Genomic DNA, 22,233 nt, shown 5'->3' with positions numbered 1-22,233 from the left:
CTCGATCGCGTTCATCCCGGGCTGAGGATCGTGTCCTTGGCGTCGGGCAGCATGCCTGGGTAATCCAGCGTGTAATGCAGCCCCCGGCTCTCCTTGCGCTGCATCGCCGAACGGATCATCAGCTCGGCCACCTGTGCCAGGTTGCGCAGCTCGATCAGGTCGCGGCTGACCTTGTAGTTGCTGTAGAACTCGTCGATCTCGGCCAGCAGCATGCGTACCCGGTGCTCGGCACGTTGCAGGCGCTTGCTGGTGCGCACGATCCCCACGTAGTCCCACATGAATCGCCGCAGTTCATCCCAGTTGTGCGCGATGATCACGTCTTCGTCCGAATCGGTGACCTGGCTGGCATCCCAGCAGGGCAGGGCACGGGGCATGGCGACCTGTTCCAGGTGCGCCTCGATGTCGGTGGCGGCGGCGCGGCCGTAGACGAAGCACTCGAGCAGGGAGTTGCTGGCCATGCGATTGGCGCCGTGCAGGCCGGTGAAACTGGTCTCGCCGATCGCGTACAGGCCCGGTACATCGGTGTGGCCACGCTCATCGACCATCACCCCGCCGCAGGTGTAGTGCGCCGCGGGCACCACCGGGATCGGCTGGCGGGTGATGTCGATACCGAAGGTGAGGCAGCGTTCGTAAACGGTGGGGAAGTGGCCCTTGATGAAGTCCGCCGGCTTGTGGCTGATGTCCAGGTACACGCAGTCCACGCCCAGGCGCTTCATCTCGTGGTCGATGGCACGGGCGACGATATCGCGTGGCGCCAGCTCTTCACGGGGGTCGAAGCGCGGCATGAAGCGCTCGCCGTTAGGCAGGCGCAGCAGCGCGCCCTCGCCACGCAGGGCTTCGGTGATGAGGAAACTCTTGGCCTGCGGGTGGTACAGGCAGGTCGGGTGGAATTGGTTGAACTCCAGGTTCGCCACCCGGCAACCGGCGCGCCAGGCCATGGCGATGCCGTCGCCGCAGGCGCCGTCGGGGTTGCTGGTATAGAGGTAGACCTTGGCCGCGCCGCCCGTGGCCAGCACGGTGAAGCGGGCGCCGAAGGTATCGACTTCGCCCGTGTTGCGATCCAGCACGTAGGCGCCGAGGCAACGTTCGCCTTCCAGGCCCAGGCGGCGCTCGGTGATCAGGTCTACCGCCACGCGTTGTTCGAGCAGTTCGATGTTCGAGCGCTGGCGCGCCTGTTCCAGCAGGGTGGTGAAAATGGCCGCACCCGTGGCGTCGGCGGCATGGATGATGCGCCGGTGACTGTGGCCGCCCTCGCGGGTCAGGTGGAACTCGAAACCGCCATCGTCGACGCTGTAGTGTTCGTCGCGGGTGAACGGCACGCCTTGCTCGATCAGCCATTGAATGGCTTCGCGGCTGTGCTCGACGGTGAAGCGCACTGCGTCTTCGTGGCACAAGCCACCCCCGGCGTTGAGAGTGTCCTCGACATGGGATTGCACGGTGTCGGTGTCGTCCAGCACCGCGGCGACACCGCCCTGGGCCCAGAAGGTCGAGCCATTAGCCAGGTCGCCCTTGCTCAGCACGGCGATACGCAGGTGGCCAGGGAGGTTCAGTGCCAGGCTGAGACCGGCGGCACCACTGCCAATCACCAGGACATCATGTTGGAATTGTTTGCTCATGTCAGGACACTAGTATTCTTTGGAGGGGGCACGGCACAATAGTCGGGCGCAGATGGCATTGTGAAACTATCGTGAAACCTGGCCGGGGATGCCTTTATAGCAGCCCCGGGGGCCTGATTTCCAATGGCGCTTGCGGAGCAATGGCGACGTCCCGGGGAACTTTCCGGCGCTGGCGCAAATCCTATGAAGGCTGCCCGCACGCCACATTTTGTCGCGGCGACGCAGGGCGGCAGCTCTATCCCGGGCTGACACCTGCGTGTATGAAACCAGATTATCGACGCTGCCGGCCGTGACCGCGCCGCGTCTTTCGTGCGAGCCGACCGAGGGCCGCAGGAAACTTGCTTGGAGGGGAGAACTTTTGCGCAAAGCCCGAGTCTATGTTTGCAAGCCTGAACGATGGCTGTCGCAACGCTCCTTCGAGTTCACTGAGGAGTGTTCATGCTAACCCAGGAAGAGGATCAGCAGCTTGTCGAGCGCGTGCAGCGCGGCGACAGGCGAGCGTTCGATCTGTTGGTGTTGAAGTACCAGCACAAGATTCTCGGGTTGATCGTGCGTTTTGTCCACGACACCCATGAAGCGCAAGACGTGGCGCAGGAAGCCTTTATCAAGGCGTACCGGGCGCTCGGTAATTTTCGCGGTGACAGTGCGTTCTATACCTGGCTGTACCGCATCGCCATCAACACGGCGAAGAACTATCTGGTGTCCCGTGGAAGGCGGCCACCTGACAGCGATGTGAGCTCCGAGGATGCGGAGTTTTACGACGGCGATCATGGTCTCAAGGATCTCGAGTCCCCAGAGCGCTCGTTGTTGCGGGATGAAATCGAAGGCACTGTCCATCGCACCATCCAGCAACTGCCGGAAGATTTGCGCACGGCACTGACCCTGCGTGAGTTCGATGGTCTGAGTTACGAAGACATTGCCAGCGTCATGCAATGTCCGGTGGGTACCGTGCGCTCTCGAATTTTTCGCGCTCGGGAGGCCATAGATAAAGCCCTGCAACCGTTGTTGCAGGAATCCTGAGACAGCGGCGATAGCCAAGAGAGGAACCGCCATGAGTCGTGAAGCTTTGCAGGAATCGCTGTCCGCGGTGATGGATAACGAAGCGGACGAGCTTGAACTGCGTCGCGTGCTGAACGCGGCGGACGATGCCGAAACCCGTGCCACCTGGTCGCGTTACCAGGTCGCCCGCGCGGCGATGCACAAGGAACTGCTGCTGCCCAAGCTGGATATCGCCTCGGCGGTGTCCGCGGCGCTGGCCGACGAGGCCGTGCCAGTAAAGGTCAAGCAGGGCCCGTGGCGCAGCATCGGCCGCCTGGCCGTGGCCGCTTCGGTAACCGTCGCTGTGCTGGCAGGCGTGCGCTTCTACAACCAGGACGAGATCACTGGCGCCGAACTGGCCGCCCAGCAGCCTGTGCAACAAGGCCTGAGCATGCCTCAGACCCAGGGCCCGGCTGTTTTGGCAGGCTATAGTGAAAGCAGCGAACAACCGACTGGCCCGATGGCCAACGGTGTCCTGCAGAACCAGGCCGGCTGGGATCAGCGCCTGCCGGGCTATCTGCGCCAGCATGCCCAGGAATCGGCACTCAAGGGTAACGAGACCGCACTCCCTTACGCCCGCGCCGCCAGCCTGGAAAACCGCTAATTAAGGAGGATCATGCGCGCGCTACCTCTCCTGTCGCTGCTGCTTGGCAGCAGCCTGACGGTGCAGGCCCTGGCGGCCAACTCCTCGCCTGAGGCGAGCGAGTGGCTGAACAGGCTGGCACGAGCTGAACAAGAGCAGAGTTACCAGGGCGCCTTCGTCTATGAACGCAATGGCAGCTTCTCCACCCACGATATCTGGCATCGCGTGCGCGATGGCAAGGTCAGCGAGCGGTTGTTGCAGCTCGATGGCGCTGCCCAGGAAATCGTTCGGGTCGATGGCAAGGTGCAATGCGTCAGTGGTGCCCTGGCCAGCGGAGTGGGTTCACCGCCTGATTCCGCGCCGCGTGTGCTCGATCCTCTGAAACTGATGGGCTGGTATGACCTGAGCGTGGCCGGCAAGTCCCGCGTCGCCGACCGCGACGCGGTGATCGTCACGCTCACCCCGCGCGACCAGCACCGCTATGCGTTCGAACTGCATCTGGACCGTCGTACCGGCCTGCCCTTGCGGTCGTTGATGCTCAACGACAAGGGCCAGTTGCTCGAACGCTTCCAGATGACCCGCCTGGATACCGACGACCAGCCGACCGATGCCGACCTCAGCGCCAGCGCGGCGTGCAAGCCTGTTGAGCATGTCGCGACCACTTCGTCCGAAGCGGTCGCGGGCTGGCGCTCCGACTGGCTGCCACCTGGTTTTGAATTGATCAGCAGTGCCGTGCGTCGCGACCCGGAGCGCAAGAGCACGGTCAGCAGCCTGATGTATGACGATGGCCTGGCACGCTTCTCGGTTTTCCTCGAACCGATCAGTGACAGTGGCGGCAACGATATCCGCACGCAACTCGGCCCGACCGTGGCGGTGTCGCGCCGGCTCACCACCCCCAAAGGCAAGGTGATGGTTACCGTGGTCGGCGAGATCCCCCTGGGCACCGCCGAGCGTGTCGCCCTGTCGATGCGGGCCCAGGATGCCCAGGCGCGTCAATGACGGCGTGCCTCCTGACAGCTCTTGTTACACAGAGCTGACATGAAATTAAGGCATTGTCATTTGCAATCCTGCCGCAAATTTTCTATAGGTCAGGCTTCTCGGAGTCTGGCCTTTCCTGCTTCTGCAGGGACCTTACTGCTAACTACGCTCGTTGTGACGGGAGCCGTATGTCAATACCACGCTTGAAAACCTATCTCTCGATGTTCGCCGCCGTGCTCATGCTCGGCCAGGTGCTCAGTGCCCAGGCCGAGGAGTCCCTGCCGGACTTCACCACCCTGGTCGAGCAGGCCTCGCCGGCGGTGGTCAACATCAGTACCAAGCAAAAGCTGCCGGACCGCCGCATCGCCGCCGGGCAAATGCCCGACCTCGAAGGCCTGCCACCGATGTTCCGCGAGTTCTTCGAGCGCAACATGCCGCAGCAACCACGCTCGCCCCGTGGCGACCGCCAGCGCGAGGCGCAGTCGCTGGGCTCGGGCTTCATCATCTCCGACGATGGCTACGTGTTGACCAACAACCACGTGGTGGCCGACGCCGACGAGATCATCGTCCGCCTGTCCGACCGCAGCGAGTTGCAAGCCAAGCTGGTCGGCACCGACCCGCGCACCGACGTGGCCTTGCTCAAGGTCGAGGGCAAGAACCTGCCGACCGTCAAGCTGGGTGACTCCGAGAAGCTGAAAGTGGGTGAGTGGGTGTTGGCCATCGGTTCGCCGTTCGGCTTCGATCACTCGGTGACCAAAGGTATCGTCAGTGCCAAGGGCCGTACCCTGCCCAACGACACCTACGTGCCGTTCATCCAGACCGACGTGGCGATCAACCCGGGCAACTCCGGTGGCCCGCTGTTCAACATGAAGGGCGAAGTGGTGGGTATCAACTCGCAGATCTTCACCCGTTCCGGCGGTTTCATGGGTCTGTCGTTCGCCATCCCGATCGATGTGGCGATCGATGTGTCGAACCAGCTGAAGAAAGATGGCAAGGTCAGCCGTGGCTGGCTGGGCGTGGTGATCCAGGAGGTCAACAAGGACCTGGCTGAATCCTTCGGCCTGGACAAGCCGGCCGGCGCCCTGGTGGCCCAGGTCCTGGAAAACGGCCCGGCGGCCAAGGGCGGCCTGCAGGTGGGTGACGTGATCCTGAGCATGAACGGCCAGCCGATCATCATGTCCGCCGACCTGCCGCACCTGGTCGGCAGCCTCAAGGACGGCGAGAAGGCCAAGCTTGAGATCATTCGCAACGGCAAGCGCCAGAACCTCGACATCACCATCGGCGCACTGCCGGAAGATGACGCCGACATCGGCGCAGGTCTGGGGGCCGACGGCAGCGCCGAGCGCAGCAGCAACCGCCTGGGCGTGTCCGTGGCCGACCTGAGCGCCGAGCAGAAGAAGACGCTGGAGCTCAAGGGCGGCGTGGTCATCAAGGAAGTCCAGGATGGCCCGGCGGCACTGATTGGCCTGCGTCCGGGCGATGTCATCAGCCACCTGAACAACCAGGCCATCGCTTCGGCCAAGCAGTTTACTGAAATCGCCAAGGAGCTGCCGAAGAACCGGTCGGTGTCCATGCGTGTGCTGCGCCAGGGGCGTGCGAGCTTCATTACCTTCAAACTGGCTGAATAAGCGGGTTCTGAAGTAGGAAAAGGGCAGCTTCGGCTGCCCTTTTTTCGTAAAGCAAACAATCAGCCCCTGTTCCAGGTGGGCGTCATCCATCCATCGCGTTGCCTGATTCGCCAGCAAGGCTGGCTCCTACGGGACCGGGCAGGCTGCAAATGCTGTAGGAGCCGGCCTTGCCGGCGAACACGGGCGCAACTGATAGAGGAATCTCCCATATCCCCGCAGCTTGAGGTACAATTCCCGGCTATTTTTCGGCGGGCGTCCGGCTCGCAGCCTTTTCGAGTGTTGACCCGTGAGTGATTTGAGTCATATCCGCAATTTCTCCATCATCGCCCACATCGACCATGGCAAGTCGACGCTGGCCGACCGTTTCATCCAGATGTGCGGTGGCCTGACGGCGCGCGAAATGGAAGCCCAGGTCCTCGATTCCATGGACTTGGAGCGCGAGCGCGGGATCACCATCAAGGCCCACAGCGTCACGCTGCACTACAAGGCGCAGGATGGTAAGACCTACCAGCTGAACTTCATCGACACCCCCGGCCACGTCGACTTCACCTATGAAGTCTCGCGCTCGTTGGCGGCGTGTGAGGGTGCACTGCTGGTGGTCGATGCCGGCCAGGGCGTCGAGGCACAGTCGGTCGCCAACTGCTACACCGCCATCGAGCAGGGCCTGGAAGTCATGCCCGTGCTGAACAAGATGGACCTGCCCCAGGCCGACCCGGACCGCGTCAAGGACGAGATCGAGAAGATCATCGGCATCGACGCCACCGACGCCGTGGCCTGCAGTGCCAAGAGCGGCATGGGCGTCGACGAGGTGCTCGAGCGTCTGGTACAGAGCATTCCAGCGCCAGAAGGTGAGATCGATGCGCCGCTGCAGGCACTGATCATCGACTCCTGGTTCGACAACTACCTGGGCGTGGTCTCGCTGGTGCGCGTGCGCCAGGGCCGCGTCAAGAAGGGCGACAAGATCCTGGTCAAGTCCACCGGCAAGGTGCACCTGGTCGACAGCGTCGGTGTATTCACCCCGAAACACACGCAAACCGCTGATCTGAAAGCCGGCGAAGTAGGCTTCATCATCGCCAGCATCAAGGACATTCACGGCGCGCCAGTGGGCGACACCCTGACCCTGTCCAACACGCCTGAAGTCGAAGTGCTGCCAGGCTTCAAGAAGATCCAGCCGCAGGTCTACGCCGGCCTGTTCCCGGTCAGCTCCGACGACTTCGAGGACTTCCGCGACGCCCTGCAGAAGCTCACGCTGAACGACTCGTCGCTGCAATACATGCCGGAAAGCTCCGACGCCCTGGGCTTCGGCTTCCGCTGCGGCTTCCTCGGCATGCTGCATATGGAGATCATCCAGGAGCGCCTGGAGCGCGAATACGACCTGGACCTGATCACCACCGCCCCGAGCGTGATCTACGAGCTCGAGCTCAAGACCGGCGAAACCATCACCGTCGATAACCCGTCGAAGCTGCCGGACGTCTCGGCGGTCAACGATTTCCGCGAGCCGATCGTCACCGCGACCATCCTGGTACCCCAGGAGCACCTGGGCAACGTCATCACCCTGTGCATCGAGAAGCGTGGCGTGCAGCGCGACATGCAGTTCCTCGGCAGCCAGGTGCAGGTGCGCTACGACCTGCCGATGAACGAAGTGGTCTTGGACTTCTTCGATCGCCTGAAATCGACCAGCCGCGGCTACGCTTCGCTGGACTATCATTTCGATCGCTACCAGTCGGCCAACCTGGTCAAGCTGGACGTGCTGATCAACGGTGACAAGGTCGATGCCCTGGCCTTGATCGTGCACCGCGACAACGCCGCCTACAAAGGTCGTGCGTTGACCGAAAAGATGAAGGAACTGATCCCTCGGCAGATGTTCGACGTGGCGATCCAGGCAGCCATTGGCGGCCAGATCATCGCGCGGACAACCGTCAAGGCGCTCAGAAAGAACGTACTGGCCAAGTGCTACGGTGGCGACGTCAGCCGTAAGAAGAAGCTGCTGGAGAAGCAGAAGGCCGGTAAGAAACGCATGAAACAGGTGGGTAACGTGGAGATTCCACAGGAAGCCTTCCTCGCCGTGCTCAGGTTGGATAGCTAGGTCCTATGTCGCTAAATTTCCCGCTGTTGCTTGTCATCGCCGTCGCTGTCTGTGGCCTGTTGGGTCTGATCGACCTGCTGTTCCTGGCTCCGCGCCGGCGGGCGGCGATCACCAACTACCAGGGCAGCGTCAGCCAGCCCGAGCTGGCCGTGGTCGAACGTCTGAACAAGGAGCCCTTGCTGGTTGAATACGGCAAGTCGTTCTTCCCGGTACTGTTCATCGTGCTGGTGCTGCGCTCGTTCCTGGTCGAGCCGTTCCAGATCCCGTCGGGTTCGATGAAACCGACGCTGGAAGTGGGCGACTTCATCCTGGTGAACAAGTTCTCCTACGGCATTCGCCTGCCGGTGATCGACAAGAAAGTCATCGAGGTGGGTGATCCGCAGCGCGGGGATGTGATGGTGTTCCGCTACCCAAGCGACCCGAACGTCAACTACATCAAGCGTGTGGTTGGCCTGCCGGGCGATCAGGTGCGTTACACCAGCGACAAGCGCCTGTTCGTGAACGGCCAGTCGATCGCCGAGCAACTGGTCGGCAGCGAGCCGGGCACCCTGGGCAGCGCCGAGCTGTACAAGGAAAAACTCGGCGAAGCCGAGCACCTGATCCGCAAGGAAATGACCCGCTATCGCATGCCGCCGGACCAGCAATGGACCGTGCCGGCCGGTCACTACTTCATGATGGGTGACAACCGCGACAACTCCAACGACAGCCGTTTCTGGGATGATCCGAACATTCCCAAGGAACTGCACGGCATGGTTCCGGATCGGAACATCGTCGGCAAGGCGTTCGCAGTCTGGATGAGCTGGCCGGAACCCAAGCTGAGCCACCTCCCGAACCTGTCGCGGGTCGGCTTGATCCATTGAGCATCGACGGCGCTGTCCACGGACGGCGCCGATTGCATTTCTGACATAGGCTGTGTTCTCAGGGAGCGAGAGATTTCGCCGTTTCCGGCGTCAGATCACAGCCACACCGTCTTTCAGGATGTTGATTTGAACAACGCGTTGAACATTGTAGGGGTGGCCCCATGAGCGCTTCCCTTGACCGCCTGGAGCGCAAGCTCGGCTATACCTTCAAGAATCAGGACCAGATGCTGCTGGCCCTGACCCATCGCAGCTATGCCGGGCGCAACAACGAGCGTCTGGAATTCCTCGGCGATGCCATCCTCAACTTCGTGGTCGGCGAGGCGCTGTTCGAGCGCTTCCCCCAGGCCCGCGAGGGCCAGCTGTCGCGTCTGCGTGCACGCCTGGTCAAAGGCGAGACGCTGGCGCGCCTGGCCCGCGGCTTCGACCTGGGCGACTACCTGCGCCTGGGCTCGGGTGAGCTCAAAAGTGGCGGTTTCCGCCGCGAGTCGATTCTGGCCGACGCCCTGGAAGCCCTGATCGGCGCGATCTATCAGGACGCCGACATGCAGACTGCGCGCGAGCGCATCCTGGCCTGGCTGACCGACGAGTTCGACGGGCTCACCCTGGTCGACACCAACAAAGACCCCAAGACCCGCCTGCAGGAGTTCCTGCAGTCGCGTGCCTGCGAGCTGCCGCGTTACGAAGTGGTGGATATCCAGGGCGAACCGCACTGCCGGACCTTCTTCGTCGAATGCGAAGTGGTCCTGCTGAACAAGAAAAGCCGCGGGCAGGGCGTGAGCCGGCGTATCGCCGAGCAAGTCGCCGCCGCCGCCGCACTGATCGCCCTGGGCGTGGAGAATGGCAATGACTGAGAACACTTCGACCCGTTGCGGCTACGTCGCCATTGTCGGCCGCCCCAACGTCGGCAAGTCGACGCTGCTCAACCACATCCTCGGGCAGAAGCTGGCGATCACCTCGCGCAAGCCGCAGACCACCCGCCACAACATGCTCGGCATCAAGACCGAGGGTGACGTGCAGGCGATCTATGTCGACACCCCCGGCATGCACAAAGCGAATGACAAAGCGCTGAACCGCTACATGAACCGCAATGCCTCGGCGGCGTTGAAAGACGTCGACGTGGTGATCTTCGTGGTCGACCGTACCCGCTGGACCGACGAGGACCAGTTGGTGCTCGAGCGCGTGCAGTACGTGACAGGCCCGCTGATCATCGCGGTCAACAAGACCGACCGCATGGAAGAGAAAGCCGAGCTGATCCCGCACCTTCAGTGGCTGCAGGAACAACTGCCGAATGCTGAAGTCATGCCGATTTCCGCGCAGCAGGGGCACAACCTCGATGCGCTGGAAGCGCAGATCGCCAAGCACCTGCCGGAAAACGATCACTTCTTCCCGGAAGACCAGATCACCGACCGCAGCAGCCGCTTCCTCGCGGCTGAGCTGGTACGCGAAAAGATCATGCGTCAGCTGGGGGCGGAGCTGCCGTACCAGATCACCGTGGAAATCGAAGAGTTTAAGCAGCAGGGCCATGTGCTGCACATCCATGCGCTGATCCTCGTCGAACGCGACGGCCAGAAGAAGATCATCATTGGCGACAAGGGCGAGCGCATCAAGCGCATCGGTTCCGAGGCGCGCAAGGACATGGAAGTGCTGTTCGACTCCAAGGTCATGCTCAACCTCTGGGTCAAGGTCAAAGGCGGCTGGTCCGACGACGAACGTGCCCTGCGTTCGCTGGGTTACGGCGACCTGTAAGCCCACGCACTTTCTCTGTAGGAGCGGCCTTCCGCCGCGATAGGGGCGCGAAGCGGCCCCAGGATCCACGTAGCAGTCGAGATCTTGGGGCTGCTGCGCAGCCCTTTCGCGGCTGAAGGCCGCTCCAACAGTGGCTGCGTCAAACTCGGGTTCAGAGATCGTCATGGAACAACCAGCCCCCCAACCCGCCTACGTACTGCACAGCCGCGCCTACAAGGAAACCAGTGCGCTGGTGGACTTCCTCACCCCACAGGGTCGGGTGCGGGCGGTGCTGCGCCGGGCGCGGGGCAAGGGTGGCAGCCTGGTACGGCCATTCGTGCCGCTTGAAGTCGAATTGCGCGGGCGTGGCGAGTTGAAGAACGTCGGGCGCCTCGATAGCACCGGCATCGCCGCCTGGCTGCATGGCGACGCGCTGTTCAGCGGGCTGTACCTCAATGAGCTGCTGATGCGCCTGCTGCCGGCGGAAGCACCGTACCCCGCACTGTTCGAACACTACACCCTGACCTTGCAGGCCCTGGCGGCCGGGCGGCCGCTGGAGCCGTTGCTGCGCTCGTTCGAATGGCGCCTGTTGGATGAGCTGGGGTACGCCTTCTCCCTGAGCCAGGACGTCAATGATGCAGCGGTGGTTGCCGACGGCCTCTACCGCCTGCGGGTGGATGCCGGACTAGAGCGGGTCGAGCTGTTCCAGCCTGGATTGTTCAAGGGCAGCGAGCTGTTGGCGCTGGCCGAGGCCGACTGGGACGCGCCGGGCGCCTTGCTGGCGGCCAAGCGCCTGATGCGCCAGGCGTTGGCGGTGCACCTGGGCACAAAGCCGCTGGTCAGCCGGGAACTGTTTCGCAAGCGTTGAGCACGACGTATGCTGTGGGCCTCAATCTTCAGGAGAGCCCTTTCGTGACTCACAGCAACCGCATGCTTCTCGGTGTCAACATCGACCACGTGGCGACCCTGCGCCAGGCCCGGGGCACCCGCTATCCGGACCCGGTCAAGGCCGCGCTGGACGCCGAGGAAGCGGGTGCCGACGGCATTACCGTGCACTTGCGCGAGGACCGTCGGCACATCCAGGAGCGCGACGTGCTGCTGCTCAAGGACGTGCTGCAGACCCGCATGAACTTCGAGATGGGCGTCACCGAGGAGATGATGCTTTTCGCCGAGAAGATTCGCCCGGCGCATATCTGCCTGGTGCCGGAAACCCGCCAGGAGCTGACCACCGAAGGTGGCCTGGACGTGGCCGGCCAGGAAGCGCGAATCAAGGCGGCGGTGGAGCGCCTGTCGCGTACGGGCGCTGAAGTGTCGTTGTTCATCGATGCCGACGAACGGCAGATCGAGGCCTCGCGTCGTGTGGGGGCCCCGGCCATCGAGTTGCACACCGGGCGTTACGCCGATGCCGAAACCCCGACCGACGTGGCCGAAGAGCTCAAGCGCATCGTCGATGGCGTCGCCTTTGGCGTGGGGCAGGGCCTGATCGTCAATGCCGGGCATGGCCTGCATTATCACAACGTCGAGGCGGTCGCTGCGATCAAGGGTATCAACGAGCTGAACATCGGCCATGCGCTGGTGGCTCACGCTTTGTTCGTTGGCTTCAAGGCGGCGGTGGCGGAGATGAAGGCGCTGATCGTCGCGGCTTCGCGTTGACCTTGTTCGCCGGCAAGCCGGCTCCTACGGGCATGCGCAATTCCCACTGTAGGAGCCGGCTTGCCGGCGAACCCGCCTATTCGGCCTGGAACACCAGGGTGAAGCGTGTCGGCCCTTCGGGCTGGCTACACACCTCGACCCGCCCGCCATGCAACTGCATGATCGACTTCACGATCGCCAACCCCAACCCGGTTCCACCTTCCAGCCGCGAACGCCCGGCACCCACCCGGTAGAACCGCTCGAACAGGTGTGGTTGATGCGCCTCGGCTATTCCCGGCCCCTGGTTCTCCACCCAGACCGCTACCTCGTTCCCCCGCCGTTCGATGCCCACGGTTACCGGCTGGCCTTCCGGGCTGTGGCGCAGGGCGTTGCTCAACAGGTTCGACAGTGCCCGTTGGAACATCAGTCGGTCGACCAGCGCCGTGCCCCAACCCTGGCGTTTCAAGATGATGTCCTTGAGCTCGGCACTGAACGCAAACAACTCGCTTACCCGAGCCACTTCGTCGGCCAGCGCCACGGGCGATAGGACTACTTGTGTCTGCGGCTGGCTGACCTGGGCGAGGAACAGCATGTCGTTGATGATGCGGTTGAGCCGGGTGAGTTCTTCGACACTGTCTTCCAACGCTTCTCGATAACGCTCGCCATCTCGCTCGCGGGCCAGTGTCACCTGGGCCTTGCCCATGAGGTTGCCGATTGGGGTGCGCAGTTCATGGGCCAGGTCGTCGGAAAACTGCGACAGCTGGCGCACCCCCTCGTCGAGGCGGTCGAGCATGACATTGATCGCCCGGGCCAGGTCGGCCAGTTCCACGGGCAGGTCGCTGTCGGGCAAACGATGACCCAGGTCCTGGGCCGAGACTTGGCCGGCGATGCGGCGGAAGTGCCGTAGGGGGCGCAAGCCGCGCTGCACCAGTTTCCAGGCGGCGATGCCGATCAACAGCAGCAACAACGGCAGGGCCAGCAGGGTGGAGTTCAGGTACGCCTGCAGCAGTGCATTGTCGTCGTCGCGATTGAGCGACATCAGCACCTTGACCGGGGTGTCGTCGCGCAGGCGCATCAGGCTGCTGGCGGTGAGGATCTGCTTGCCGTCCGCATCTCGCCATTCATGGAAGGTCAGCCGGGCGTCGACTTCCAGCGTCAGAAGATGCTGTGACTGCATCGCCGGGCCGAGGCTGATCAGGGCCGGGTGGCGTGCATTGACGGCCATCACGCTGAGGCTGAGGTTGTCGTGCCCCATCACCAGGTCGAGCAGCGGATGGGCGCGGGTGCCCAGGTCGTCACTGCGCAGGTCGACCCGCAGGTTGTGCTCGACCTGCAGCATCTTGCGCGCCAGGTCCTTGCGCGCGCGGCTGTCCAACTCGTGGTCGAGGGCGAACACCGCCAGGCAGGCGAGCAGCAGCACCAGCGCCGCGCCCAGCAGGGTGACGGTCAGGCCCAGGCGCAGGGACAGGCTGGCGCGTTTCAAGGCCGGGCCTCGAGCACATAGCCGACACCGCGCAGGGTGTGGATCAGCTTGTCCTCGAAGGGGTCGTCGATCTTCGCCCGCAGGCGGCGGATCGACACCTCGACCACGTTGGTGTCGCAATCGAAATTCATGTCCCACACCAGCGAGATGATCTGGGTGCGCGACAGCACCTCGCCGCTCTGGCGCATCAGCAGGTGCAGCAGGGCGAACTCCTTGGCGGTCAGGTCGATGCGCTGGCCACCGCGCCAGGCGCGATGGCGGCCGGGGTCGAGCTCCAGGTCGGCGACCTTCAGGGTGCTGGGTTGCAGGTGCTGGTCGTTGCGCCGCAACAGGCTACGGATACGCGCCAGCAGTTCGGGGAACTCGAAAGGCTTGAGCAGGTAGTCGTCGGCGCCCAGGTCCAGGCCCTTGACCCGATCGGCCAGGCGGCCGTGGGCGGTAAGCATCATGATCCGCGTGGACGATTCTGCGCGCAGGCGCTGCAGCACGCCCCAGCCGTCCAGTTCGGGCAGGTTGACGTCGAGGATCACCAGGTCGTAGGGCTGCTGGCGGGCCAGGTGCAGGCCGTCGGTACCGGTGTGGGCGCAGTCGACCACGTAGCCGTTTTCGCGCAGCCCTTGCTGCAGGTAGTCGGCGGTACGGGGTTCGTCCTCGATGATCAGTAGGCGCATGGTCGGGCTCGGTCGGAAGAAAGGCGGCGATTCTCAACCCTGTAGCTGTATCAGGGTCAAGCGCAGCGATGTTACGACATGTGGCGAGCGAATCCGCGCAGATAACCGATCTGTAATGGGCGGGTCATGTGGCTGAAAGGGGCGCGGAGCGCCCCTCGATCCACGTGGTCAGGCGGTGCCGATCTCGCCGCCGTCGTTGCGCTGGATCACCACGGTCGCGGCCCGTGGGCGCACCGTGCTGCCGGCTGGGGTGGTATCGGTGGCCTTGTCGGTGTAGGGCCAGTTGTCCGGGTGCTGGATGTTGATGAACAACGTCTTGTTGTCCGGGGTGAAGGTGATACCGGTCACTTCGCAGCCATTTGGCCCGACGAAGAAGCGCCGCAGGTCGGCCTGGTTGGTGGCGTTGATCGGGACCTGCTTGCCCGTGGCGTCGACCAGGTCGGTGGGGATCACCGCCAGCAGCTGGTCGTTGGTGTAGTTGGTCAGGGTGGTTTCGCCGTTGTCGGTCTCGAACCACAGTACGCCACGGCTATCGAAGCTCATGCCGTCGGGGCTGGCGAACTGGTTCAGTTCGGTCAGGCCGGAGCGGTTGATGTCCGGGGCGCCGGCGGCGTTGGCGCCGAACACGAAGATGTCCCAGGTGAAGCTCTTGTGATCGTCGCTGTCGTGCCAGCGGATGATATGGCCGTGGCGGTTCGGCCCGCGCGGGTTGGCGGCATCGACCTTGGCGGCGGTGCGCGCACTGTTGTTGGTGAGGGTGAGGTAGACGTCGCCGTTGAGCGGGTTGACGGCGGTCCACTCGGGGCGGTCCATGGGCGTCGCGCCCACGGCGTCGGCGGCGCCACGGGTGTTGAGGATGATCCCCGGCAGGTCGCCGAACAGGGCGCCCAGGGTGCTGCCGTTGGTGGTCGGGGTGGCGACGTCGAGCAGCAGCCACACGCCCTTGCCGTCGGCGTTGAAGCGCGCCACGTAGAGCTTGCCCTTGTCCATGTACTTGGCGCCGGTGGCCAGGCGGTCGGCGGGGTTGGCGTCGGCCGGGTCCCAGACTGCGTCGGAGACGAATTTGTAGAGGTATTCGTTGTTGGAGTCGTCGCCGGTGTACCAGACCAGCGGCTTGCCCGCCACCGGCAGGCCGGGGCAGCAGCCTTCGTGGCGGAAGCGGCCGAGCGCGGTGCGCTTCACGGCCAGGGTGGCGCTGTTGTACGGGTCGATCTCGACGATGTAGCCGTAGGTGCTGGCCTCGTTGCGGTAGTCGCTGGTGGCGCCGGCACCGGTCGGGGTGATGTTGAAACGGGCGAATTCGTCGGCCACTTCGCTGGCATCGCCGGCCGCGCTTTCCCATTTGTACTGGCCACTGGAGCTGCCCACGCCGATGCGGGTCTGGTTGGCCGGGCGGGTGCCCTTGTTGACGAAGATGCCGGGCCAGTTTTCCTCGCAGGTCAGGTAGGTGCCCCACGGGGTGTAGCCGTTGCCGCAGTTGTTGTTGGTGCCGCGGCACTGGGTGCCGCTGGGCGAGAACTTGGTCTTGACGTGGTCGGTGCCACGCAGGGGGCCGGCGATGTTCATCAGCGAGGCGGTGGTGAAACGGCGGTTGAGCGGGTCGTTCTGGATCACCTGCCAGCGGCCGTTGACCTTGGTCAGGCGTACCACGCCGGCACCGTGGGCGTTGATCTCCTTGCGCACTTCCTCGGCCGGGCGCTTGCCGCTGGCGTCGGTGGTCGGGCCGGCCGGGTGCAGGGCCGCGGTGTCGATGTACTCGAAGTTGATCGCCAGCAAGCCGTCGTCGGAGCTGCCGTTGATGGGGAAGAAGTGCATGCCGTCATGGTGCATGCCCATGGCGTTGGCCTGGTCGGTGGCGGTGTTGCTGCCATCGGATTTCCAGGGGTTGCCGTTGCTGTTGATGGGCGTGCCCCAGGGCGCCAGCACGTAAGCGCTATAGCCAGCGGCGACCACGCAGGCGTCGGTGCGCGAGCCGGCGATGGAATTGAAGCCGAGCTTGAGCTTGGGTTTTTCCGGCTTCGGGTCCGGGGTGGTCACCGGTGGTTCGCTGACCGGGTCGTCATGGTTGGAGCCGCCGCCGCTGTCGAAGCAGCCGCTCAGGCCTGCGCCGGCGATCATCGCGATGGCCGCGCCCAGGCTGCCGCGCACCACGCTCCGACGGCTCAGGTAGGCGTCCATGACGCTGGCCATCGGCAGGTTGTCGCTTGGGTTGCGGTCCAGGTTGTCGCCGGATTCTCGACTCATCAGGGTGTCCTTATGTTGGCTGAGTGGGAGGAAACAGCGACTTTAGGGCGTAAGTATGATGATTGATTTGCAGAAATGTGACGCGCCGTTAAAACGGGCGGTTCTTAATCGGGTTGAATAAATAATGCTTTGGAATTAACAGCGCTTTTCTGCCATTAAACTGTCACGAGAACGCCGCACTATCCGGGACCCAATGTGTACTCGGATAAGGATGGCGGGGTCGATGGCAAGCAACATGGGCAGGCGGGACGTGATTGGCTGGATGGGCATCGGTGCGCTGGCACCGCTGCTCGGCGCCTGTTCCGCGCTGCCGCTGCCCGGTGCTGGCGGTGAGCGGTCGGTGGACCTGCTGTACGTGGCTGACACGCTGGACGCCCGCCAGCCTGGCCAGGCCGTGGTCCCGGCGACCCGCCTGGGTCCGGTGAGCCACCTGGGCCGCGCGCCTTGGATGAGCGGCCCGAATGCCCGCGTCGCGCAACCGGAGCTGGCGCCGTTGCTCGATGCCGACCAGGCCGCGCAGGCTCGCACGGGGGGCTACGCGGTGCTGGCGGCGCTGCTCGAACAATTGCGTGGCGAGGCCGGTGCCGAGCGCTGCCTGACCTTGGAGAACGGTCAGTGCTGGAACGGCAGTGGCCTGGCCTACCTCACCCAAGGTGAGAGTGGGGTGCAGGGCAGCCAGTTGCTGGGCAGCGAGGCGCGGGTCAGCAGCGACGAACGCGTACTCTGGCCGCAGCGCAGCACGGTGCTGTACCGACAGTCTTCTTCTATTACCCTGGGCGCGGGTCTGGCCAGCGAGCAGGCCAAGGCGCTGGGGGTCGCGGGTGTGCACGTGTTCCAGCGCGGCGGTGTGCGGGTGGCGGTGGTCGGTGTCACCGACCCCTATGCCCAGGACCAGAAAGCTTCCCTCAAGCAGTGGTACCAGGCGTTGTTGCCCAGCTTCCAGCAGGCGCGTCGCGAGGGCGACCTGGTGGTGGCCCTGGCCGATGTCGGCAGTGGGCCGGGGCTGTGGCTGGCCGAGCGTATTCCTGAAATTGACGTGCTGCTGTGCGCCCGGGGCCAGGATCTGTGGCCTGCGCCAGTGCAGGTTACCCAGGCCAGTGGGCGGCGGGTGCCAGTGCTGTTCGCCGGGTGTCGGGCCAGTGGCGCGTTTCGCCTGCGTTGCCGGCAGGCGGGCGGGCAATGGCAGTTCGACGCCCGGTTCTACCCCGCGTTCGAGCAAAGCCTCCCGCCTGCCACCCTGGCCCGGGCCGGTCAGTTGCGCGGCGTGCTGCAACAACAGCGCAGCGGCCATGCCGCCTGGCTCGACCAGCCTTTGGCCCGGGCCCCACAGGCGCTGTGGCGTCGCGATACCCGTGGCGGCAGCTGGGACAACCTGTTGCACCAGGCCCTGGCCGATGGTTCGAGCATGCCGGTGCTGCTTCCCGGCCTGCGCTACGACTTCCCCGTGCAGGCCGGTGAATCCATTACCCGTGAACACTTGATCAGCCTGACTGGTGGCTACCCCGCACCGGTGCTCGAAGTGCCCGCGCAACCCGTCGAGCAGGTGCTGGAGAACGCCGCCGAGCAGTTGTTCGGCGACCCGCTGCTGCTGGACAACAGCCAGGACCTGCCCCGCTGGCAGACCCAAGCCTGGCACGTGAACTACAGCCCGACCGGCAAGCGCATTGTCGGGTTCGAACCTGTGCAGGGGTTGTGCCGGACCTTCGGCCTGCATGTCGATGCCCAGGCGGGCGTGCCGTTGTGGCAAACCGTCGAGGCTTGGCTGGCGCGGCAGGCGCCGGGCTGGCACCTGACACCGTTGCAACTGCCCGACGTGCGCTACGTGCAGGGCCACCCTGGCTGGCATCCGCGCCAGGGGGCGGTGTGATCGGTATGCCGCGCATCGTCACGGGTCTGTTGCTGACCCTCGCCGGCTGGCTGGCGGCGCAATGCGTGCTGCTGCTCAGCCGCCAGCCGCAACCGGCCCAGGCCGCGCAGCAGGCCGAGGCGCTGCTGCCGGGCTTGCTGGTCGGGCATTGGCAGGCACCGGTGGACGACGGCGTCATTCCGCTGACCCGCTTGCCTCTTCATTACCTGGGCGGGCTCAAGGCCCAGCCCCTGTCGGCCAGCGTGGTGGTGCTGCGTCACGGCGAGCAGGTCCGCACCCTGGGCCGTGGCCAGCGCCTGGCGCCGGGTATCGTGCTGCAGGACATCGACGCCCAGGGCCTGATTTTCGACAACCACGGGCGGCGCGAGCGCCTGCCCTGGCCGCCACGCCCCGCCGTGACCGGCTTCAAGCGCCAAGGATGAATGATGATCACACGGTACTGCGTGGCTGGGTTGCTGACCCTGTGCCTGTCCCTGGCCTGGGCCGAGGAGCCGGAAGTGTTCGCCGACGACGGCACGCCGCTGTATGAGGTGAATTTCGTCGACACCGAGCTGGGCGAGTTCATCGACAGCGTGTCGCGCATCACCGGCACCACCTTCATCGTCGACCCGCGGGTGCAGGGCAAGGTCACCGTGCGCACGGTCGATCGCCATGATGCCGACGCCATCTACGACATCTTCCTGGCCCAGCTGCGCGCCCAGGGTTTTGCCACGGTGGACCTGCCCAACGGCAGCGTGAAGATCGTCCCCGACCAGGCCGCGCGCCTGGAGCCGGTGCCGGTGGAACGGCCGGGCAAGAAGTCCGAAGGCAGCGATGGCGTGGCCACTCGGGTGTTCAATGTGCGTAACGCTGCCAGCGAACAGATGCTTAATATCCTCAAGCCGCTGATCGACCCGCGGGTCGGGGTGATCACGCCATACCCGGCCGCCAACCTGCTGGTGGTCACCGACTGGCGCAGCAACCTCGAACGTATCGACAGCCTGCTGCGCCAGCTCGACCAGGTCAGTGACGAGCCGTTGCAGGTGATGCCGCTCAAGCATGCCAGCGCCGCCGACACGGCGGGGCTGGTGACCCGACTGTTGGCCCGCGAGCAGGGCGCCGATGGCGCCCAGGTGGTCGCCGACCCGCGCAGCAACGCGCTGCTGGTACGCGGCAGCGCCGACAGCCGCGAGCGCGTGCGCGCCTTGCTCGCCCAGTTGGACCGGCCAAGTGAAAACCTGCACAGCAGCAACACCCAGGTGATGTACCTGCGCCACGCCAATGCCGCCGAAGTGGTCAAGGTGCTGCGTGGGCTGAGCCAGTCGGGCGCGGTGCCGGCCGAAGGCGGCGAGGGCGATGGCAAGGACAAGCCGTTGCAGGCGGCCAGCGATTCCGGCATCCGCCTCGAATATGAAGAGGGCACCAATGCCGTGGTCATGGTCGGCCCCGACAGCGAGCTGGCCGCCTACCGTAGCATCGTCGAACAGTTGGATATCCGCCGGGCGCAGGTGGTGGTCGAGGCGATCATCGCCGAAGTGTCCGACAGCAGCGCCCAGGAGCTGGGTGTGCAATGGCTGTTCGCCGACGAAAAATTCGGCGCGGGCATCGTCAACTTCGGCAGCAACGGGGTGAACATCGCCAGCATCGCGGGTGCGGCCAGCAGTGGCGACAACGCAAAGCTTGGCAAGCTGCTGTCGGCGACCACCGGCGCCACGGCCGGCTTCGGCCATTTCGGCGGTGGCTTCAACTTCGCCATGCTGGTCAACGCGCTCAAGGGCAACAGCGGCTTCAACCTGTTGTCCACCCCGACCCTGCTGACCCTCGACAACGCCGAGGCGTCGATCCTGGTGGGCCAGGAAGTGCCCTTCGTCACCGGCTCCGTCACCCAGAACAACGCCAACCCCTACCAGACCATCGAGCGCAAGGAAGTGGGGGTGAAGCTGCGCATCAAGCCGCAGGTCAACGTCGACAACAGCGTGCGCCTGGACATCGTCCAGGAAGTGTCGTCGATCGCCGAGTCTCGCGCTGCCAGCGATGTGATCACCAACAAACGCGAGATCAAGACCAAGGTCATGGTCGAGGACAACGGCCTGGTGATCCTCGGCGGGTTGATCAGTGACGAGCGCAGCACCAGCAACCAGCGCGTGCCGCTGCTCGGCGATATTCCCGGCCTGGGCCGGCTGTTCCGTTCCGACGCCAGCAAGGGCACCAAGCAGAACCTGATGGTGTTCATCCGCCCACGCATCCTGCGCGATGGCGAGAGCCTGGCCGGGCTCAGCCAGCAGAAATACCAAAGCTTGCAACAGGGCACATCGCTCAAGCTGCCGGCGCTGGCCGAAGGCATGCCGTTGCTGCAGGCGTTCCCGGCCAGCCGCGCGCGGCTCGACGGCGGTGACTGGTGATGCTGCCTTATCGCCTGGCGCGCCAGACAGGCCTGGCCATGGCGCCTGCCGAAGGCGGCTGGCAGTTGTGGCTGCGCAGCGACGCCGACAGCGACCAGCTCCAGGAGCTGTTGCGGGTCCATGGCCAGCCAAGTGCGCTGGAACACCTTGACGACGCTCAGTTCGACGAGCGTCTCGGCCAGCTCTACCAGGCCGGCGAGGCGGCGACCGAGGCGTTGATCGAAGGCATCGGCGAACAGGTCGACCTCGACAGCCTGATGAGCGAGATGCCGCGTATCGAGGACTTGCTGGAAAGCGACGACGAAGCGCCGGTGATCCGCCTGATCAACGGCCTGTTCGGCCAGGCCCTGCGCCTGCGCGCCTCGGATATCCATATCGAAACCTTCGAGCAGAGCCTGGTGGTGCGCCTGCGGGTCGACGGTCACCTGCGCGAAGTACTGCGCCCGCCACGGGCGCTGTCGGCGATGCTGGTGTCGCGAATCAAGGTGATGGCCCGTTTGGACATCGCCGAAAAGCGCCAGCCCCAGGACGGCCGCATCACCCTGCGCGCCGCCGGGCGCGAGGTGGACGTGCGTGTCTCGACCCTGCCCGGCATCCACGGCGAACGGGTGGTGATGCGGGTGCTCGACAAGCAGGCCAGCCTGCTGGCGCTGGACAACCTGGGCATGCCCGCCGCCGTGTTGCGCGGCCTGCGCAGCTGCCTGGCGCGGCCCAACGGCATCGTACTGTCCACCGGCCCCACCGGCTCGGGCAAGACCACCACCCTGTATGCCAGCCTCAACAGCCTGAACGACGGCAGCCGCAATATCCTCACCGTCGAAGACCCTGTTGAGTACGCCATCGCCGGCATCGGCCAGACCGCCATCAACCCACGGGCCGGGCTGACCTTCGCCAGCGGTCTGCGGGCCATTCTCCGTCAGGACCCGGACGTGATCATGCTGGGTGAGATTCGCGACCAGGAAACCGCGCAGATCGCCGTGCAGGCCAGCCTCACCGGGCACCTGGTGCTGTCGACGCTGCACACCAACAGTGCCGTGGGCGCAGTGACCCGCCTGCGCGACATGGGCGTCGAGCCGTTTCTGATTGCCTCGTGCTTGCGCGGTGTGCTGGCCCAGCGCCTGGTGCGGCGGCTGTGCACCTGCGCGGTGGCGCGGCCGCTGCACAGCGCGGAGCGCGAGCTGTGGCCGCAACTGACCGAAACCTACCACCCGCTGGGCTGCGAGCGTTGCCAGGGCAACGGCTATGTCGGGCGCCTGGGGTTGTACGAATTCATCGAGCTGGACGACGGGCTGGTGGCATTGCTCTACGACGGCCAGAGTGAACTGGCCATGCAGGCTTACCTGGAGGGTCGCCGGCAGAGCCTGGTGGCGATGGCCGCCGACTGCCTGGCGCAGGGCCAGACCAGCCTCGCCGAAGTGTTGCGCGTGGTGCAGGGCTGACC

At 64.7% G+C, this 22,233-nt stretch carries 18 protein-coding genes; 14 read left to right on the top strand and 4 right to left on the bottom strand.

What is annotated here, in order from left to right; translation table 11 throughout:
- Nucleotides 1-11 precede the first annotated feature (11 nt).
- Nucleotides 12-1,616, bottom strand: coding sequence for an L-aspartate oxidase (nadB, locus tag PSEEN_RS19880; protein WP_011535355.1), 1,605 nt, complete (start codon nt 1,614-1,616; stop codon nt 12-14).
- A gap of 438 nt (nt 1,617-2,054) precedes the next feature.
- On the opposite strand from nadB, the gene rpoE reads away from it, so the two are divergent.
- The 10 genes from rpoE to pdxJ all read left to right on the top strand — a co-directional run bounded on the left by rpoE (nt 2,055) and on the right by pdxJ (nt 12,167).
- Nucleotides 2,055-2,636 (top strand): RNA polymerase sigma factor RpoE/AlgU, encoded by a 582-nt coding sequence (gene rpoE / locus PSEEN_RS19875; protein WP_011535354.1) that lies wholly within the window; start codon nt 2,055-2,057, stop codon nt 2,634-2,636.
- A 31-nt stretch (nt 2,637-2,667) separates the two neighbouring features.
- Nucleotides 2,668-3,258: a sigma-E factor negative regulatory protein gene (locus PSEEN_RS19870; RefSeq protein ID WP_011535353.1), complete on the top strand. Its 591-nt coding sequence runs from the start codon at nt 2,668-2,670 to the stop codon at nt 3,256-3,258.
- Between the two features lie 12 nt (nt 3,259-3,270).
- Complete coding sequence (locus PSEEN_RS19865; RefSeq protein ID WP_011535352.1) at nt 3,271-4,236, top strand: MucB/RseB C-terminal domain-containing protein; 966 nt, start codon at nt 3,271-3,273, stop codon at nt 4,234-4,236.
- 200 nt (nt 4,237-4,436) lie between these two features.
- Nucleotides 4,437-5,843, top strand: coding sequence for a DegQ family serine endoprotease (locus tag PSEEN_RS19860; protein ID WP_373694294.1), 1,407 nt, complete (start codon nt 4,437-4,439; stop codon nt 5,841-5,843).
- A 286-nt stretch (nt 5,844-6,129) separates the two neighbouring features.
- A complete protein-coding gene (gene lepA / locus PSEEN_RS19855; RefSeq protein ID WP_011535350.1) occupies nt 6,130-7,929 on the top strand; it encodes a translation elongation factor 4 in 1,800 nt (599 codons plus the stop codon).
- A 5-nt stretch (nt 7,930-7,934) separates the two neighbouring features.
- Complete coding sequence (gene lepB / locus PSEEN_RS19850; protein ID WP_011535349.1) at nt 7,935-8,789, top strand: signal peptidase I; 855 nt, start codon at nt 7,935-7,937, stop codon at nt 8,787-8,789.
- A gap of 161 nt (nt 8,790-8,950) precedes the next feature.
- Nucleotides 8,951-9,640, top strand: a complete 690-nt coding sequence (gene rnc, locus PSEEN_RS19845; protein WP_011535348.1) for a ribonuclease III — start codon at nt 8,951-8,953, stop codon at nt 9,638-9,640.
- The gene (era, locus tag PSEEN_RS19840; RefSeq protein ID WP_011535347.1) at nt 9,633-10,535 is read left to right on the top strand and encodes a GTPase Era; all 903 of its coding nucleotides are present in this window, start codon (nt 9,633-9,635) and stop codon (nt 10,533-10,535) included. The genes rnc and era overlap by 8 nt, the downstream gene beginning before the upstream one ends.
- 163 nt (nt 10,536-10,698) lie before the next feature.
- Complete coding sequence (gene recO, locus PSEEN_RS19835; protein ID WP_011535346.1) at nt 10,699-11,382, top strand: DNA repair protein RecO; 684 nt, start codon at nt 10,699-10,701, stop codon at nt 11,380-11,382.
- Between the two features lie 62 nt (nt 11,383-11,444).
- The gene (gene pdxJ / locus PSEEN_RS19830) at nt 11,445-12,167 is read left to right on the top strand and encodes a pyridoxine 5'-phosphate synthase (protein WP_011535345.1); all 723 of its coding nucleotides are present in this window, start codon (nt 11,445-11,447) and stop codon (nt 12,165-12,167) included.
- A 76-nt stretch (nt 12,168-12,243) separates the two neighbouring features.
- On the opposite strand, the gene PSEEN_RS19825 is transcribed toward pdxJ, so the two are convergent.
- The 3 genes from PSEEN_RS19825 to PSEEN_RS19815 form a co-directional block, all read right to left on the bottom strand.
- On the bottom strand, nt 12,244-13,629 hold the full coding sequence (locus PSEEN_RS19825) for a heavy metal sensor histidine kinase (RefSeq protein ID WP_011535344.1): 1,386 nt from the start codon (nt 13,627-13,629) through the stop codon (nt 12,244-12,246).
- A complete protein-coding gene (locus tag PSEEN_RS19820) occupies nt 13,626-14,300 on the bottom strand; it encodes a heavy metal response regulator transcription factor (RefSeq protein WP_011535343.1) in 675 nt (224 codons plus the stop codon). Before PSEEN_RS19820 ends, PSEEN_RS19825 begins: the two co-directional genes overlap by 4 nt.
- 168 nt (nt 14,301-14,468) lie before the next feature.
- The gene (locus PSEEN_RS19815; protein WP_011535342.1) at nt 14,469-16,544 is read right to left on the bottom strand and encodes a PhoX family protein; all 2,076 of its coding nucleotides are present in this window, start codon (nt 16,542-16,544) and stop codon (nt 14,469-14,471) included.
- A gap of 223 nt (nt 16,545-16,767) precedes the next feature.
- Between PSEEN_RS19815 and PSEEN_RS19810 the strand changes: the two genes are divergently transcribed.
- The 4 genes from PSEEN_RS19810 to PSEEN_RS19795 are packed head-to-tail and all read left to right on the top strand — an operon-like array spanning nt 16,768 to nt 22,231.
- Nucleotides 16,768-18,411, top strand: a complete 1,644-nt coding sequence (locus PSEEN_RS19810; protein WP_044488394.1) for a bifunctional UDP-sugar hydrolase/5'-nucleotidase — start codon at nt 16,768-16,770, stop codon at nt 18,409-18,411.
- Between the two features lie 5 nt (nt 18,412-18,416).
- A complete protein-coding gene (locus PSEEN_RS19805; protein ID WP_011535340.1) occupies nt 18,417-18,833 on the top strand; it encodes a pilus assembly protein PilZ in 417 nt (138 codons plus the stop codon).
- A 3-nt stretch (nt 18,834-18,836) separates the two neighbouring features.
- Nucleotides 18,837-20,792 (top strand): type II secretion system secretin GspD, encoded by a 1,956-nt coding sequence (gene gspD / locus PSEEN_RS19800; protein WP_011535339.1) that lies wholly within the window; start codon nt 18,837-18,839, stop codon nt 20,790-20,792.
- A complete protein-coding gene (locus PSEEN_RS19795) occupies nt 20,792-22,231 on the top strand; it encodes a GspE/PulE family protein (RefSeq protein ID WP_011535338.1) in 1,440 nt (479 codons plus the stop codon). The genes gspD and PSEEN_RS19795 overlap by 1 nt, the downstream gene beginning before the upstream one ends.
- The last annotated feature ends 2 nt before the right edge of the window (nt 22,232-22,233 follow it).

Source organism: Pseudomonas entomophila L48 (assembly GCF_000026105.1).
In the GTDB taxonomy this organism is placed as follows: Bacteria; Pseudomonadota; Gammaproteobacteria; order Pseudomonadales; family Pseudomonadaceae; genus Aquipseudomonas; species Aquipseudomonas entomophila.
This window is presented reverse-complemented; position numbering and strand designations above follow the sequence as displayed.

Coding starts and splice junctions, on each gene's coding strand:
- nadB (WP_011535355.1), bottom strand. CDS start 1,616: ATGAGCAAACAATTCCAACATGATGTCCTGGTGATTGGCAGTGGTGCC.
- rpoE (WP_011535354.1), top strand. CDS start 2,055: ATGCTAACCCAGGAAGAGGATCAGCAGCTTGTCGAGCGCGTGCAGCGC.
- PSEEN_RS19870 (WP_011535353.1), top strand. CDS start 2,668: ATGAGTCGTGAAGCTTTGCAGGAATCGCTGTCCGCGGTGATGGATAAC.
- PSEEN_RS19865 (WP_011535352.1), top strand. CDS start 3,271: ATGCGCGCGCTACCTCTCCTGTCGCTGCTGCTTGGCAGCAGCCTGACG.
- PSEEN_RS19860 (WP_373694294.1), top strand. CDS start 4,437: ATGTTCGCCGCCGTGCTCATGCTCGGCCAGGTGCTCAGTGCCCAGGCC.
- lepB (WP_011535349.1), top strand. CDS start 7,935: ATGTCGCTAAATTTCCCGCTGTTGCTTGTCATCGCCGTCGCTGTCTGT.
- rnc (WP_011535348.1), top strand. CDS start 8,951: ATGAGCGCTTCCCTTGACCGCCTGGAGCGCAAGCTCGGCTATACCTTC.
- era (WP_011535347.1), top strand. CDS start 9,633: ATGACTGAGAACACTTCGACCCGTTGCGGCTACGTCGCCATTGTCGGC.
- recO (WP_011535346.1), top strand. CDS start 10,699: ATGGAACAACCAGCCCCCCAACCCGCCTACGTACTGCACAGCCGCGCC.
- pdxJ (WP_011535345.1), top strand. CDS start 11,445: ATGCTTCTCGGTGTCAACATCGACCACGTGGCGACCCTGCGCCAGGCC.
- PSEEN_RS19820 (WP_011535343.1), bottom strand. CDS start 14,300: ATGCGCCTACTGATCATCGAGGACGAACCCCGTACCGCCGACTACCTG.
- PSEEN_RS19815 (WP_011535342.1), bottom strand. CDS start 16,544: ATGAGTCGAGAATCCGGCGACAACCTGGACCGCAACCCAAGCGACAAC.
- PSEEN_RS19810 (WP_044488394.1), top strand. CDS start 16,768: ATGGCAAGCAACATGGGCAGGCGGGACGTGATTGGCTGGATGGGCATC.
- PSEEN_RS19805 (WP_011535340.1), top strand. CDS start 18,417: ATGCCGCGCATCGTCACGGGTCTGTTGCTGACCCTCGCCGGCTGGCTG.
- gspD (WP_011535339.1), top strand. CDS start 18,837: ATGATCACACGGTACTGCGTGGCTGGGTTGCTGACCCTGTGCCTGTCC.
- PSEEN_RS19795 (WP_011535338.1), top strand. CDS start 20,792: ATGCTGCCTTATCGCCTGGCGCGCCAGACAGGCCTGGCCATGGCGCCT.